The organism is Pseudomonadota bacterium (genome assembly GCA_038533575.1).
Taxonomy (GTDB): Bacteria; Pseudomonadota; Alphaproteobacteria; order Rhodobacterales; family Rhodobacteraceae; genus Shimia_B.
The window spans coordinates 538926-553551 of sequence record JBCAYL010000001.1 but is presented as its reverse complement, the minus strand read 5'-3'; the positions used below and the strand labels follow the sequence as shown (position 1 = coordinate 553551).

Below are 14626 nucleotides of genomic sequence, written 5' to 3'. Positions count from 1 at the left end.
ATTGCCTGTTCGGTGGGTCCATATCCCGGCAAGACCGCGTGCCTCAAGGCGAAACGCGCCGCCAGCCCGGTCACGCGCGGCTTTGCGCAAGCAGCGGCGGTTTGGCGCTTTTCCTTGCGCTGACGCACGGAGACGCCTAATTCAAACCAAGGAGTTTAGCCTGTCACATGACACCTTTTGCGGTGCAGCATTGGACAGGTCTTTGAGAAAGTCTAACAAATGCGCCTTTTGCCGATCCTCACAGCGCTCATCGTTGTGGCCGTGCTCTACCTTCTCGTCTTCGAGCGGGACCTGATCACGGGAGCCGGCGAAAGCGCCGAGGCACCCGCCGAGGTCGAGGACGCGGTGGCCGAGGTCGCCGAGGAGCGCGCAGAGGAGGACGCGCGCATCGCGGTCGTGGTGCAGCCTTCCACGGCCCGCACCATCGACAGCGCGGTGGCCGTGCGCGGCCGGACCGAGGCCTCCCGACAGGTGGATGTGAAAGCCGAGACGACCGGGCAGGTCATCAGCCCCCCGCTCCGCCGCGGCGCCTTCGTGGAAGCGGGCCAGATCGTCTGCGAGCTCGACCCCGGCACCCGCAACGCCAGCCTCGCGGAAGCCCGCGCCCGGCTGGCTGAGGCTCGCGCAGGCGTCCCCTCCGCCGAAGCGCGCGTCATCGAAGCCGAGGCCGCGCTCGAAGAGGCGCTCATCAACGACAACGCCGCCTCCCGGCTCAGCGTGGACGGCTTTGCTTCCGAGACCCGCGTGGCACAGACCCGCGCACGGGTGCAGGCGGCGCGCTCGTCCGTGCAATCGGCCGAGAGCGGCCTTTCGGCGGCGCAAGCGGCCATCGAGAGCGCGCAGGCCGCCGTGGCTGCCGCCGAGAAGGAGATCGAACGCCTCAGCATCAAAGCGCCCTTCTCCGGGCTCCTTGAAAGCGACACGGCAGAGCTCGGCTCGCTGCTTCAGCCCGGCCTTTCCTGCGCCACCATCATCCAGCTCGACCCGATCAAGCTCGTTGGCTTCGTGGCCGAGGCAGACGTGGACCGCGTCGAAATCGGCGCCGCTGCCACGGCGATCCTGGTCTCGGGCCGCGAGGTCGCCGGTGCTGTCACCTTCACGTCCCGCCAGGCGGATCCGCTGACACGGACCTTCCGCGTGGAGATCGAGGTCGCCAACACGGACCTCTCGATCCGGGACGGGCAGACCGCTGACATCCTGATCCGCGCGGAGGGTACAGCTGCACATCTTCTGCCGGGCTCCGCGCTGACGCTCAACGCCGCGGGCGATCTTGGCGTGCGCATCGCCGACGCAGAGGACATCACCCGCTTCATCCCCGTCTCGCTCCTGCGCGACACGCCGCAAGGCGTGCTTGTCACAGGGCTCGCCGAGACGGCCCGTGTTATCGTGCTGGGGCAGGAATTCGTGACCGAGGGCGTCCCCGTGGCGCCCACTGTGAGAGAGGCCGAGTAAATGACTGGTATCGTCGATTGGGCCGCGTCGCGCGCGCGGATGATCCTGGCCTTCATCGTGCTTTCGCTCGTGGTGGGGGGCGTGGCCTATGCCTTCCTTCCCAAGGAAGGCGAGCCCGACATCGACATCCCCGCCGTTGTCATCTCCGTCCCGTTCCAGGGCATTTCGGCGGTAGATTCCGAGAAGCTTCTCGTGAAGCCCATGGAAACAGAGCTCTCCGATCTCGACGGGCTCGACACCATGAACTCCGTCGCCGCGGACGGCTACGCCAACATCGTCCTCGAATTCGAATTCGGCTGGGACAAGAGCCAGACGCTCTCGGACGTGCGCGCGGCCATGCAAAGGGCGGAGTCGAACTTCCCCGCGGGCTGGGACGGCTACACGATCGACGAGCTCAATTTCTCGGAATTCCCCATCATGATCGTCTCGCTCTCCGGCCCGGTGCCGGAGCGGACGATGCTGCGCGTGGCCAAAGACCTGCAGGACCGGATCGAGAGCATGGATGCGGTGCTCGAGGCCGCGCTCACAGGCCAGCGCGAGGAGATGCTCGAGGTCATCATCGACCCGCTGAAGCTCGAGTCCTACAACGTTACCGCCAGCGAACTGGTGAACGTGGTCGTCAACAACAACCAGCTCATCCCCGCCGGCGAGGTCGAAAGCGCCAGCTCCGCCTTCGCCGTCAAGATCCCCTCCTCCTTCGACGAGGCCACGGATGTCTTTTCGCTGCCCGTGAAGATCAACGGCGACAGCGTCATCACGCTGGGCGATATCGCCGATATCCGTCCCACCTTCGAGGACGCCACCGGCACGGCCCGCTTCAACGGCGAGACGACCATCGCGCTCCAGGTGGTGAAGAGGAAGGGCTTCAACCTCATCGACACTGCCGACGCCGTGCGCGCCGAGGTCGAGGCCGCCGAGGCGGCGTGGGAGCCCACGCTGCGGGAGGCGATCGACGTCACCGTCTCCAACGACCAATCCCGCGTGGTCAAATCCATGGTGAGCCAGCTCGAGGGCTCGGTGCTGACGGCTGTCGCGCTCGTCATGATCGTGGTGCTCGCCGCGCTCGGGACGCGGCCGGCGCTGCTCGTAGGCTTCGCGATCCCCACCTCGTTCCTGTTGTGCTTCGTCTTCCTCGCCATCATGGGAGTGACCGTGTCCAACATCGTCATGTTCGGCCTCATCCTCGCGGTGGGCATGCTCGTGGACGGGGCCATCGTCGTGGTGGAATACGCCGACAAGCGCATCCGCGATGGCGCGGGCCCCATGGAGGCCTATACCGACGCGGCCAAACGCATGTTCTGGCCCATCGTCTCCTCAACGGCGACGACGCTCTGCGCCTTCCTGCCCATGCTCTTTTGGCCCGGCGTACCGGGGGAGTTCATGGGCATGCTGCCGGTGACGCTGATCTTCGTGCTCTCGGCCTCGCTCATCGTGGCGCTCGTCTACCTGCCGGTCTTGGGGGGCGTGACGGGCCGCTTCTCCCGGGCGATCACCAACATCTCCGAGGGCCTGCGCGGCGGGCTGCCCTGGGTGGTGCGCGCGGCGCTCGTGCCGGTCACGCTCATGATCACCTTCCTCGGGGCGATGCAGCTCCTCAATCCGAGCTACCTGCTGGGCGACGGCGCGCCCGAGGGGATCACCGCAGCAATCCCCGGCGCGCTGATCTTCCTCCTCGGCGCAGTCACCACCTCCATCGCCCTTGGCGCCGCCGAGCTCCGGGGCCGCGAGCGCCGCGTCCGCTCGGGCCACCAGCGCACGCCCTTTGGCCACTTCATCAAGTTCATCGCCGGCAATCCCATCATGCCCATCGTCACCATCGGGACAGTGGGCTTCATCGTCGTCTCCGTCTTCGGCTATTTCGGGCAGAACAATAACGGCGTCGAGTTCTTCGTGGAAAGCGAGCCCGAGCAGGCGATCGTCTATGTCCGGGCCCGCGGGAACCTCTCGCTCGAGGAAAAGGACGCCGTCCTCAAGGACGTCGAAGAGGTGCTGCTGCGCCACGAAGGCGTGGACAGCACCTTCGCCTTCGCCGGCGAGGGCGGGCTCAATTCCAATACCGGCGGCGCTTCGAGCCCGCTCGACACCATAGCCCAGGCCCAGATCGAGCTCATCCCGTGGGAGGACCGCCCCGTCGTCACCGGCCAGACCGAGATCCTCGGCGTGGTGCCGTTCCAGACGAATGCCGTGGATCCGAATTTCGACGGCGACCGGGTCCTCGAGGAGCTCGAGGCCGATCTCGCGCGCATCCCGGGCATCTACACCGAGACGCTGAACCTCGCCCAGGGCCCAGCCTCCGGCAAGCCCGTCCACCTGCGAATCCGGGGCGACAGCTTCGAGGAGCTCACCGCCGCCATCAAGGCCGCGCGCGCGCAGTTCGAGGCCACGCCAGGCCTCATCCTCATCGAAGACAGCCTGCCCCTTCCGGGCATCGACTGGCAGATCAACGTGGACGTGGAAAAGGCCGGCCGCTACGGCGCGGACGTGGCCACCGTGGGCGGGATGGTCCAGCTCGTCACGCGCGGCATCCTCCTCGATGTCTACACGCCCGAGGGCTCGGACGACGAGAACGAGATCCGCGTGCGCCTGCCCGCCGAGGACCGCGTGCTCTCCACCCTCGACACTCTCAAGGTCCGTACCAATCAAGGCCTCGTGCCGCTTTCGAACTTCGTCACGCGGGAGCCGGTCGCCAAGCTCGGCCTCATCAACCGGATCGACCAGAAGCGCTTCTACAACGTCAAGGCCGACGTGGAGCCGGGCCTCGCCAAGATCATGGACGGCGAGGAGACGTTGGGCCTTGTCCCCGCAGAGAGCCCGGAGGCCGAGGAGGCCCGCGCCAACGGCCTTCAGGTGATCCCGGTGACGGCGAACGAGCGGATCGCCGAGCTCACCAAATGGCTCGACACGCGTCCCTTCCCCTCGACCCTGCAATGGGAATGGACCGGCGACCAGGAGGATCAGGAGGAATCCGGCGCCTTCCTCAGCCAGGCCTTCGCTGGCGCGCTCGGCCTGATGTTCATTATCCTGCTCGCGCAGTTCAACAGCTTCTACAACGCCACGCTCGTGCTTCTGGCGGTGATCCTGTCCACGACCGGCGTCCTCATCGGCATGCTCGTGATGAACCAGCCCTTCTCGATCATCATGACCGGCACTGGGATCGTGGCGCTCGCAGGGATCGTGGTGAACAACAACATCGTCCTCATAGACACCTACCAGGAATATTCGCGCTACATGCCCCGGATCGAGGCGATCGTGCGCACGGCAGAGGCGCGCATCCGCCCCGTGCTCCTGACCACGATCACCACCATGGCGGGCCTCGCGCCGATGATGTTCGGCCTCTCGCTCGATTTCATCGGCGGCGGCTACACGATCGAAAGCCCCACCGCGCTCTGGTGGATCCAGCTTGCCACGGCAGTGGTCTGGGGGCTTGGCGTGGCCACTGTTCTCACCCTCGTTTTCACCCCCTCGATGCTGGCGCTCCGGGTCTGGGCCACGACCTATGTCCGCTGGTTCGCGCGCCTCCTCGCGCGGCTCTCCTTCGGCCGCGGCAGCCGCGCGGCGCAGGACTGGGCGCTGAAGCGCGAGGCGCGGCGGATCAAGGCCCCCGAGATCCTCTGGGACGAGACGCCGGACACCCGCCCGGACGGCACGGATGTGCCGGGCGTTCCCGGCCTCACCCCGCTCAAGGCCGCCGAGTAAAGCGCGACGTCGCCTGCCGAGGGCGGCGGGGGGTTCCAGGCGTAGTCTCCGAGGCCAGAGCCGCTGGGGGTGGGCGGGAGCCGTCCGAGGCAGGCGGCACCGGCCTCAGGCCACCTCTTCATTGAGCTGCAGGTGCCAGAGGCTCGCATAGCGCCCCTCCGCGGCGAGAAGCACCTCGTGGCTCCCCTCCTCCACCACGCGGCCCTCTTCCAGCACCACGATCCGGTCGGCATCGATGACCGTGGAGAGCCGGTGCGCGATTGTGATCACGCTCCGCCCCTCGCCCATGGCCTTGAGCGCGCCGAGGATGTCATGCTCCGTCTCGGTATCGAGCGCGGAGGTTGCCTCGTCGAGGAGCAGGATCGGCGGATCCTTCAGGAGCGTGCGCGCGATCCCCACGCGCTGTTTCTCGCCGCCCGAGAGCTTGAGCCCCCGCTCCCCGACGCGCGTCTCGTAGCCCTCCGGCAGGCTCACGATGAAATCGTGGATCTGCGCGGCCCGCGCCGCCGCCTCGATCTCGTCCTGCGTGGCGCCGTCTTTTCCAAAGGCGATGTTGTAGCGGATCGTGTCGTTGAACAGCACCGTGTCCTGCGGCACGACCCCGATGGCGTCATGCAGGCTCTCCTGCGTGACATCGCGGACATCCTGCCCGTCGATGCGGAGCGCGCCGCCGGCCACGTCGTAGAACCGGAAGAGAAGCCGCCCGATCGTGCTCTTGCCCGCTCCCGATGCGCCCACGATGGCGACCTTTTCGCCCGGTGCCACGGTCAGGCTCACGCCCTTCAGGATCGGCCGCGCCGCCTCGTAGCCGAAAGCCACATCATCGAACACGATCTCGCCGCCATTCACGGCGAGAGCAGGCGCGCCCGGCGCATCCTCCACTTCCGGCTTCTCGTCGAGGAGCAGGAACATGTCGCCCATGTCCACAAGGCTCTGACGGATCTCGCGATAGACGAAACCCAGCATGTTGAGTGGGGCCATGATCTGCATCATGTAGCTGTTCACGAGGACGAAATCGCCGACGCTCATGCCCCCCGCGCGCACCTCGAGGAGCGCCATGACAAGGACGGTCAGGAGCGCCACGTTCACGATCAGCGCCTGCCCGAGATTGAGCGCGGCCAGCGAGTAGCTCGTGCGGAGCGCCGCGGCCTCGTAGCCTGCCATGGCTGCGTCGTAGCGCGCGGCCTCGCTCGCCTCTGCGCCGAAATACTTCACCGTCTCGAAGTTCAGGAGGCTGTCGATGGCCTTCTGGTTGGCATCAGTATCCTGAGCATTCATCTCCCGCCGGATCTTCACGCGCCACTCGGTCACGATGGTCGTGAAGAGCACGAACGTCACCACCGCCGCGAGGAGCACGAAGAGGTAGCGCACGTCGAAGAACGCCCAGAGCACCGCGGAAATGAGCACGAGCTCGAGGAGGAGCGGCCCGATGGAAACGAGAAAGAAGCGCAGCAGGAACGACACGCCCTTCACCCCGCGCTCCATGATCCGGGAGAGCCCGCCTGTCTTGCGGCTGATGTGGTAGCGCAGGCTCAGGCGGTGGATGTGGCGGAAGGTGGCGAGCCCGAGCCGCCGGAGCGCCTGCTGCGCCACGGGCGCGAAGAGCACCCCTCGCAGCTCCTGAAAGCCGATATTGAGAAAGCGCAGCGCCACGTAGGCCACCGTGAGCCCGAGCGCCCCCGCCGCGAGAAGGCCCACAGGGTCCGGCCGCTCCCCCGCGAGGCTGTCCACCGCGTTCGCCATGAAGATGGGCGTGGCGACCGAGACGAGCTTCGCGGCCACGAGCGAGACGATCACGAGCACCACGCGCGCCCGCATCACGGGCTCGCCCGCGGGCCAAAGATAGGGCAGCACGCGGCGGATGACCCCGATCTCGGCCCGAGTCTGCTGGCTATGCTGGCTGGCCCCGGCCGGGGCTGACTCGGCCACCGGGCGCTACTCTGGCATGTCGAAGACCTGACCGGGATAGATCAGATCGGGGTCGCGGATGCGGTCCCGGTTGGCCTCGAAGACCTTCACGTAGAGGATCCCCTGCCCGTAGGTCTCGCGCGCCATGGCCCAGAGCGTCGATCCCGGTTGCACGGTCATGACGTCGGGGCGGAGCACGCCCAGCGCGACGGCCCCTGTCTCCAGCGTCTCCGTTGCGACGGTCGCCGTCTCGATGATGCCGGTCTCGGTGGGCGGGTCCTCGGCGGCGAGCTCGGCCACGACCCCGGGATCCTCGCGCTTGAAGGGGGTCTCCACCCGCGAGGTCACCACGCCCTCGGTCGAGACCTCGTCGACCCGCAGCGTGTAGATGCCAGTATCGACATCGGGGAGCGCGGTGCGCCAGCTGCCGTCCGGGGCGATGCGGGAGGTCGTGATGGGCTCGTCATCGAGGTAGATGCGCACGAAACCCGCGCCCTCTCCGCGTCCGCCGAGGCTCACATCGCCCGCGTCGTCATAGGTGATCGTGTCGAGGGCGACGTTGGTCATGGCGTTCGGGCTCTGGACGACGCGGAGCCCCTCTTCATCGGCGAGGAGGACGCGCGGCTCAGCCGTGGCGGGGGCCGCGGAGGTCAGGGGCGCCGCTGCCTGCGAGGCGATCTCCGGGGCGTCGCCCGCCTCGAGGCTGGCCAGCGCGTCCGGCGCGTGGGGCTTTCTCACGCCCGTGGGCGCGGGGCTCGACTCCTCCGGCATCGCCGTGGCCGCGGGGCCGGTGGCCGGGACGGTCGTGGCAATTTCATCTGGCGCGTCCGACTCGATCGTGGGCTCGGCCATGGCGATGGCCTCCGGCGCAGCAGCCACGCGCGGCACGACAGGCTCCACGAAAAGCGCGTTGAGCGAAGCGAGCTCCTGCCCGCCCTTCCGCGCCATGAGCGTGAGCGATTGGGTGGCTTCCGAGGCAGGAACCGTGACGAAGGCCGCGAACCGCCCCCCGCCATCGGCGGTCACAGCGGCCAGAAGCGCGCCATCGAGAAGGATGTCGATATCCGCGCCGGGGGCCGCGCGGCCCGCGAGCAGCGCCGCGCCGTCAGCCTCCACGCGCACCGTGTCAAAGCTCGGGTGCGCCATGTCAGGCTCCAGCTCGGTCCCATCCGTATCCGCGTCTGCGAGCGCGGTCGGCTCCGGCTCCTGCGACGCCGCCGCAGGCGCTTCCGCCATGGTCGCCGCCTCGGAGCCCGCTTCCGGCGTCGCAACGGCAGGAGCGGTCTCTTCGGGCGCCATGGGCACGGCCTCTCCGACCTCGGGCGCATCCCGTTCCGGCTGGAGCAACAGCACTGCAAGGAGAGCCGCCGCACCCACGGCCACGCCGCCGAAAATCAGCACACTGCGCTGTGATGAGCGTCCGCTCGCTGCCATGCTCTGTCTCCCCCCGACGCGCGGGGTTGCCCTCCAGAGCCCCCGCCGTCATGTTGCTGCGAAGCCTAGACTTTCTGCCTTGCAGGGTCAAAGCCCCCACACCTTGATTTGAGGACGACTGCGCCATGGCTGCCACTCCCGTCTCGCTCTGTGTCTTTTGCGGCTCCCGGCCTGGCGCGGACCCGGCCTATGTCGCTGCCGCACAGGCTTTGGGCGCGGGGCTCGGCGCACGCGGCTGGCGGCTCGTCTACGGTGCGGGAGATGTCGGCCTCATGGGCGAGGTCGCGCGCGCGAGCATCGAGGCCGGGGCCGATACGTTCGGCGTCATCCCCGAACACCTCGTGCGCATGGAAGTCGGCAAGGTCGACCTCGGCAAGTACATCGTCACCGAGACGATGCACGAGCGCAAAAAGGTCATGTTCATGAATGCCAACGCCATCGCGATCCTGCCCGGCGGGGCCGGCTCGCTCGACGAGTTCTTCGAGGTGCTCACCTGGGCGCAGCTCGGCCTTCACGGCAAGCCCATCGTGCTCATCGACATCGCGGGCTACTGGCAGCCCCTCGTGACGCTGATCGACCACGTGATCGAGCAGGGCTTCGCGGCGGCGAGCCTGCGCGATCTCTTCGATGTCACGCCCGACGTCGACAGCGCGCTCGCGCACGTGGAAAAAACGCTGGCCTAGCCATCCTCCCCACGCACGGTCACCACCGTGATCTCGGGGGGCATGTTGAAGCGCACGGGGTATTCGGAACAGCCGATCCCGCCCGAGACGACCATGCGCTGCGCACCGTGGGCGTAGACGCCGTAGGCATACTTCTCGCAGCCCACCCACCAGATGACCGGTGACCTTCCGAAGAGCCGGATCTGTCCACCATGGGTATGGCCCGACAGCGTGAGCGCGACCTGCTCGGGAATGTCGGGGAAGATGTCGGGCTCGTGGGCCAAGAGAATGGCGGGCGCATCATCGCTCACCTGCTCCAGCGCGGCGTCGAGATCGTCGAACCCGTCAACCTTGGGGTCCGGCGAGAGCGGGCGCTGATCGGCGAGGCCCAGAAGCCAGAACGCGTCGTCGCCTTCGCGGAGCCGCACCGCTTCGTTGTCGAGATGGGGGATCGCGTGATCGCTCAGCGCCTGCGCCGTCACGGTGGGCCGCCCTTCCGGGTAGGCCTGCCTGTCCTGCCACCAATCGTGGTTCCCGAGGACACTGTAGGTGCCAAGCGGGGCCGTGAAGGCCCTGAGCGCGCCGATGATGTCTGGCACGGGCAAATGCCCGACCGTGTAGCGGTGCGCGGCCGCGTAGTCGCCGAGGAGCACGGCCACATCCCCCGCCTCCGCCTGTGCGCGCCGCACGATGCGGTGCACGCGGCGCAGCGGCAGGTGCGGCGCCCCGGCATGAAGATCGGAGATGATGACGATCCGGAGCGGACGACGCTTGCCCCACCCCTTTAGCGGCAGGTCGTAGCGCACCACCCGGAGCCGCCATGCCGGCTCGATCCAGGCCGCGTAAATGAAAAGGGCCAGCAGCAGAACCGCCAGCCCAATCAGGATGCTCACGGAACACGACCTTACATGCGGGAGGCGACGTTTTCCCAATTCACGAGGTTGTCGAGGAAATTGGCGAGGTATTTCGGACGCGCATTGCGGAAGTCGATGTAGTAGGAATGCTCCCAAACGTCGCAGCCGAGGAGCGCCGTCTGCCCGAAGCAGACAGGGTTCACGCCGTTCTCCGTCTTCGTGACCTTGAGCGCGCCGTCCTTGTCCTTGACAAGCCACGCCCAGCCGGAGCCGAACTGCCCTGCGCCCGCAGCGGAAAACTCCTGCTTGAACTGGTCGACGGAGCCGAACGTGTCCTTCAGGGCGGCTTCAAGCTCGCCGGGCATCTTCGAGTCGCCCGGGCCCATCATCTCCCAGAACTGGTTGTGGTTCCAAAGCTGGGACATGTTGTTGAAAATGCCGTTCTGCGCCACGGCGGTCGCGTCGTAGGTGCCGACGATGATCTCCTCGAGGGTCTTGCCCTCCCACTCGGTGCCCGCGATCGCCTTGTTGCCGTTGTCGACATAGGCCTTGTGGTGCAGGTCGTGGTGATACTCCAGCGTCTCCTTCGACATGCCCTTGTCGGCAAGCGCGTCGTGGGCATAGGGAAGATCGGGAAGCTCGAACGCCATGGGAGGCTCCTTGAATGCTTTGATAGTCGTGCGCTTCTATGTCGCCGCGATTTGCATAAGGTCAAGGGCAGCGGCAGGCCTCCGCCCCTGCACTCCCTTCGCCCTTCGGCGCGCGCGTGTGGTCAGAAGTGCCCCACCGGGGCCGCGGCGTCATTGGCGTTTTCAAGCACCGCCCAGACGTAATCTGTCACCGAGCGGAAGGCGATGAGCTCTGCGCGGTCCGCCGCGACCATGCCGACGGCGCAGGGCACCTGCGCAAGGCGCGTGCGCCGGAAGCGGCCCACGTCGAAATCGCGGAAATCCACAGGAGAGAGCTTGGCCAGCACCTCCCGGATGTTGGCGCCAGTGAGTTCCATGACACAGCGCGCGTCGGAGACGTCCGCCACGAGGTGATGGGTGCCCGCGAGCGCGGCCTTGAGCGCGGCGATGTCCTCCGTCACAGCCCCATGCGGCGCCATGAGGAGGAGTTCATCGGGGGACATCCACGCCGCCATGCGCGCGCCTGCCACCGTGAGGCGCCCGCGCTCTGGCATGGGCACGCCCGCCTCCACCGCTTTGCGGAGCGAAGCGTCGTCCAGATCGCCGCGGAGGGTGATCATCCCGCGTGTCGGCATCTCGCGCAGTCGCACGAGCCCCGCGTGGATCCGTTCAGACATTCTGCTTCTCCCCGTCCGGGTCGTAGAAGACTGGGCTCACGATCCGGGCCGTGACCTCCGTGCCGTCGACCTTTGGGAAGGTCAGCGTCTCGCCCATGCGGTCTGGCCCCTTGTGCACGAGCCCCATGGCGATCCCGCGCCCAAGCGTGGGGGAATGGTAGGTGGAGGTGACACGCCCCTGCATGTTGCGCTGCCCGTTCTCGTTTGTGCCGTCGGCCACGGCATAGGCGCCATCGGGCAGGACCGAGCCATCGAGGGTCTCGAGCCCGACAAGCTGCCAGCGGTCGGGATTGTCCATGTGCGTCCGCGCCTGTGCGCGTTTGCCGAGATAATCGTCCTTCTTCTTCGAGAGCGCCCAGTGGAGGCCGAGATCCTGCGGGATCACCGTCCCGTCGGTCTCATCTCCGATCATGATGAAGCCCTTCTCGGCGCGCATGATGTGGAGCGCCTCTGTCCCGTAGGGCATGACGCCGAAGGCCTCGCCCGCCTTGAGAAGCGCGTCCCAGAGCGCGCGGCCCTGCCCGGCGGGCACGGCGATCTCGTAGCTGAGTTCCCCGCTGAAGCTGATGCGGTAGGCACGCACGTCGAAGCCGCCGATCGTGCCGTCTGCCCAGGCCATGAAGGGCAGCGCCTCCGCGCTCACATCCATGCCGCCCAGAGCCTCGAGCACCTTGCGCGCGTTCGGGCCGACCACGGCAATCTGCGCGTATTGCTCGGTGACGTTGGCGGTGTAGACCTTCCAGTCCCACCACTCCGTCTGAAGCCACTCTTCCATGTGCCCGTGGATGCGGTCCGCGCCGCCCGTGGTGGTGTGGCAAAGCCACGTGTCCTCGTCCACGCGCGCCACGACGCCGTCGTCGATGAGAAAGCCGTTTTCCGAGCACATGAGCCCGTAGCGGCAGCGCCCGGGCTTCAGGGTCGACATCATGTTGGTGTACATCATATCGAGGAACTTGCCCGCATCCGGGCCGGTCACGATGATCTTGCCCAGCGTGGATGCATCAAGCAACCCAAGGGCTTGCCGGGTGTTCTTCACCTCTCGCGCCACGGCCTCTTCGACGCTCTCACCCGCGCGGAGGAAGGTGTAAGGCCGCCGCCAATGCCCCACCGGCTCCCAATGGGCACCGTTCGCCTCGTGCCAGTCGTGCAGCGGCGTCTTCCGCAAAGGCTGGAAGATCTCGCCCCGCGCCTCGCCCGCGATGGAGCCCATGGAGATGGGCGTATAGGGCGGGCGGAATGTCGTGGTGCCCACGGCGGGAATGTCGGTGCCGAGCTCATTCGCCAGGACCGCCAGCCCGTTGATATTACTGAGCTTCCCCTGATCGGTGGCCATGCCGAGCGTGGTGTAGCGCTTGGCGTGTTCCACGCTCTCGAAGCCCTCCCGCGCCGCGAGCTGCACGTCCGAGACCTTCACATCGTTCTGAAAATCGAGCCACGCCTTGGAGCGGAGCTTGTAGCTCGCCCCCTGCGGCATCATCCAGACGGGCTCCAGCGGTGCCGCTGCGGGCTCCTCGGCGAAGGGCACGTCGCCGCCGCCCGCCGCCTCCGTGGCATCCGCAAGCACGCCGGCGGTGGTCAAAGGCCCCGACGCCGCGCCCGCCGTCGTCACGAAGGGCATGCCATCCGCGCCCGTGGGCCCCCGCGCGGGATCTGGGCGAAACATCGCGCCCTCCTCGTCCCACAGGAGCTTGCCGCCGCAATGGCTCCATAGATGCACGACCGGGGACCAGCCTCCCGACATCGCCACGCAATCGCAGGCGATCTCCTCGAGCGCCGCGCCCTCGCCCGCCTGCGCGCAAAGCGACACGCCCGTGACGCGCTTGCCACCGTGGACAAGGGCGATGCCCTTTCCTGTCTCGATGCGGATACCACGCTTGCGCGCCTCATCGGCCAAGGCACCCCCGCCGCCCGCACGCGCATCGATGATGGCGGGCACGTCGAGGCCCGCCTCCTTGAGCGCAAGCGCGGTGCGGTAGGCATCATCGTTGTTCGTCACGATCACGGCGCGGTCGCCTAGCGAGACGCCCCAGTTCACCACGTAGTCGCGCAACGCCGAGGCCAGCACTACGCCGGGCAAGTCATTGCCGGCAAAGCTCAGGGGCCGTTCGATGGCGCCCGTGGCCGCGATGATGTGGCCCGCGCGGATGCGCCAGAGCCTGTGCCGCGGGCCCGCCGCCCCTGGCGCGTGATCCGAAAGCCGCTCATAGCCCAGCGCGTAGCCATGATCGTAGACCCCAGCACCCATCGTGCGCGCACGGCGCTTGACGTGAGGCATGGCGTCGAGCTCTGCGAGCGCCGCGCTCACCCAGGCGTCCGCAGGCTGGCCGTCGATGACCGCGCCGTCGACCACGGCACGCCCGCCCCAATGGGCGGTCTGCTCGAAGAGCAGCACCTCGCGCCCCGCACGCCCCGCCGTCAGGGCGGCCTGCAGCCCCGCGATCCCGCCGCCCACGATGAGCAGGTCGCAATGGACGTGGAAATGCTCGTAGGTGCTTGCGTCCCGCGCCTTCGGCGCTTTCCCGAGACCGGCGGACTGGCGAATAAAGGGCTCGTAGATGTGCTTCCAGAAGGGTCGCGGATGGATGAACATCTTGTAGTAGAAGCCCGCCGGCAGGAACCGCGCGAGGCGCGCATTGATGGCGCCCACATCGAATTCGAGCGACGGGAAGTGGTTCTGCGAGGCGGCCTCGAGCCCGTCGAAAAGCTCGGTCATCGTGCCCCGCGCGTTGGGCTCGAACTGGCCCTCCCGCCCCAAGTTGAAGAGTGCATTGGGCTCGGAGGCGTCCGAGGTCACCACGCTGCGCGGGCGGTGATACTTGAAGGACCGCCCCATGAGCATCTGGTCATTGGCGAGCAGCGCGGAGGCGAGGGTATCGCCCGCGAGCCCCTTCAGCCGTTTGCCATTGAATGTGAATTCCACCGGCTTGGCACGGTCGACGAGGCGCCCGCCGGTCTTGAGCCGCGTGCTCATGAGGGCACCTCCCAGTCCGGGCGGCGCGCCGCGATGGCCTCGTGGATCTCCCTGGGGGGCGCCGTGACTTGCGCGGAATAGGTCCCGAAGACCTCGTTCGTCGCCGTGCAGCGCGCGGCGTGAAACCACTTTCCGCAGCCTGACGCGCAGCGCCAGCGCTCGAAATGGACGCCCTTGGGGTTCTGCCGGTGGAAGAGGTAGGCCTCGAACTCGCTCTCGGAGCTTCCCGGGCCGAAGCGGGTCAGATGCGCCTCGCCTCCGGGCGCGAGTTCGGTTTCGTCTTTGGCTTCACCGCAGGACGGGCATGTGAGGATCAGCATGTCGCACCCCCGTGAGGCGCGCG

The 14626-nt window shown here is 67.5% G+C and carries 10 protein-coding genes; 3 read left to right on the top strand and 7 right to left on the bottom strand.

Going from position 1 to position 14626, the window contains the following annotated elements:
* Nucleotides 1–219 precede the first annotated feature (219 nt).
* Together AAFM92_02800 and AAFM92_02795 are read left to right on the top strand one after the other, a co-directional pair.
* Entirely contained in the window at nt 220–1452 is a 1233-nt protein-coding gene (locus AAFM92_02800; GenBank protein MEL7299290.1) for an efflux RND transporter periplasmic adaptor subunit, read from the top strand.
* Nucleotides 1453–5148, top strand: a complete 3696-nt coding sequence (locus AAFM92_02795; protein MEL7299289.1) for an efflux RND transporter permease subunit — start codon at nt 1453–1455, stop codon at nt 5146–5148.
* Between the two features lie 105 nt (nt 5149–5253).
* On the opposite strand, the gene AAFM92_02790 is transcribed toward AAFM92_02795, so the two are convergent.
* Together AAFM92_02790 and AAFM92_02785 are read right to left on the bottom strand one after the other, a co-directional pair.
* Nucleotides 5254–7020 (bottom strand): ABC transporter ATP-binding protein/permease, encoded by a 1767-nt coding sequence (locus AAFM92_02790; protein ID MEL7299288.1) that lies wholly within the window; start codon nt 7018–7020, stop codon nt 5254–5256.
* A gap of 63 nt (nt 7021–7083) precedes the next feature.
* Complete coding sequence (locus AAFM92_02785) at nt 7084–8490, bottom strand: LysM peptidoglycan-binding domain-containing protein (protein MEL7299287.1); 1407 nt, start codon at nt 8488–8490, stop codon at nt 7084–7086.
* Nucleotides 8491–8615: 125 nt separating this feature from the next.
* On the opposite strand from AAFM92_02785, the gene AAFM92_02780 reads away from it, so the two are divergent.
* Nucleotides 8616–9173 (top strand): TIGR00730 family Rossman fold protein, encoded by a 558-nt coding sequence (locus AAFM92_02780; GenBank protein MEL7299286.1) that lies wholly within the window; start codon nt 8616–8618, stop codon nt 9171–9173.
* Here AAFM92_02780 and AAFM92_02775 read toward each other — a convergent pair.
* The 5 genes from AAFM92_02775 to AAFM92_02755 all read right to left on the bottom strand — a co-directional run bounded on the left by AAFM92_02775 (nt 9170) and on the right by AAFM92_02755 (nt 14603).
* A complete protein-coding gene (locus AAFM92_02775) occupies nt 9170–10045 on the bottom strand; it encodes a metallophosphoesterase (GenBank protein MEL7299285.1) in 876 nt (291 codons plus the stop codon). The two genes, AAFM92_02780 and AAFM92_02775, sit on opposite strands and share 4 nt — an antisense overlap.
* Before the next feature lie 11 nt (nt 10046–10056).
* A complete protein-coding gene (locus AAFM92_02770; GenBank protein ID MEL7299284.1) occupies nt 10057–10656 on the bottom strand; it encodes a superoxide dismutase in 600 nt (199 codons plus the stop codon).
* 122 nt (nt 10657–10778) lie between these two features.
* A complete protein-coding gene (locus tag AAFM92_02765; protein MEL7299283.1) occupies nt 10779–11312 on the bottom strand; it encodes a sarcosine oxidase subunit gamma family protein in 534 nt (177 codons plus the stop codon).
* On the bottom strand, nt 11305–14283 hold the full coding sequence (locus AAFM92_02760; GenBank protein MEL7299282.1) for a sarcosine oxidase subunit alpha family protein: 2979 nt from the start codon (nt 14281–14283) through the stop codon (nt 11305–11307). Before AAFM92_02760 ends, AAFM92_02765 begins: the two co-directional genes overlap by 8 nt.
* Entirely contained in the window at nt 14280–14603 is a 324-nt protein-coding gene (locus tag AAFM92_02755; protein ID MEL7299281.1) for a sarcosine oxidase subunit delta, read from the bottom strand. Before AAFM92_02755 ends, AAFM92_02760 begins: the two co-directional genes overlap by 4 nt.
* Between the last annotated feature and the right edge of the window lie 23 nt (nt 14604–14626).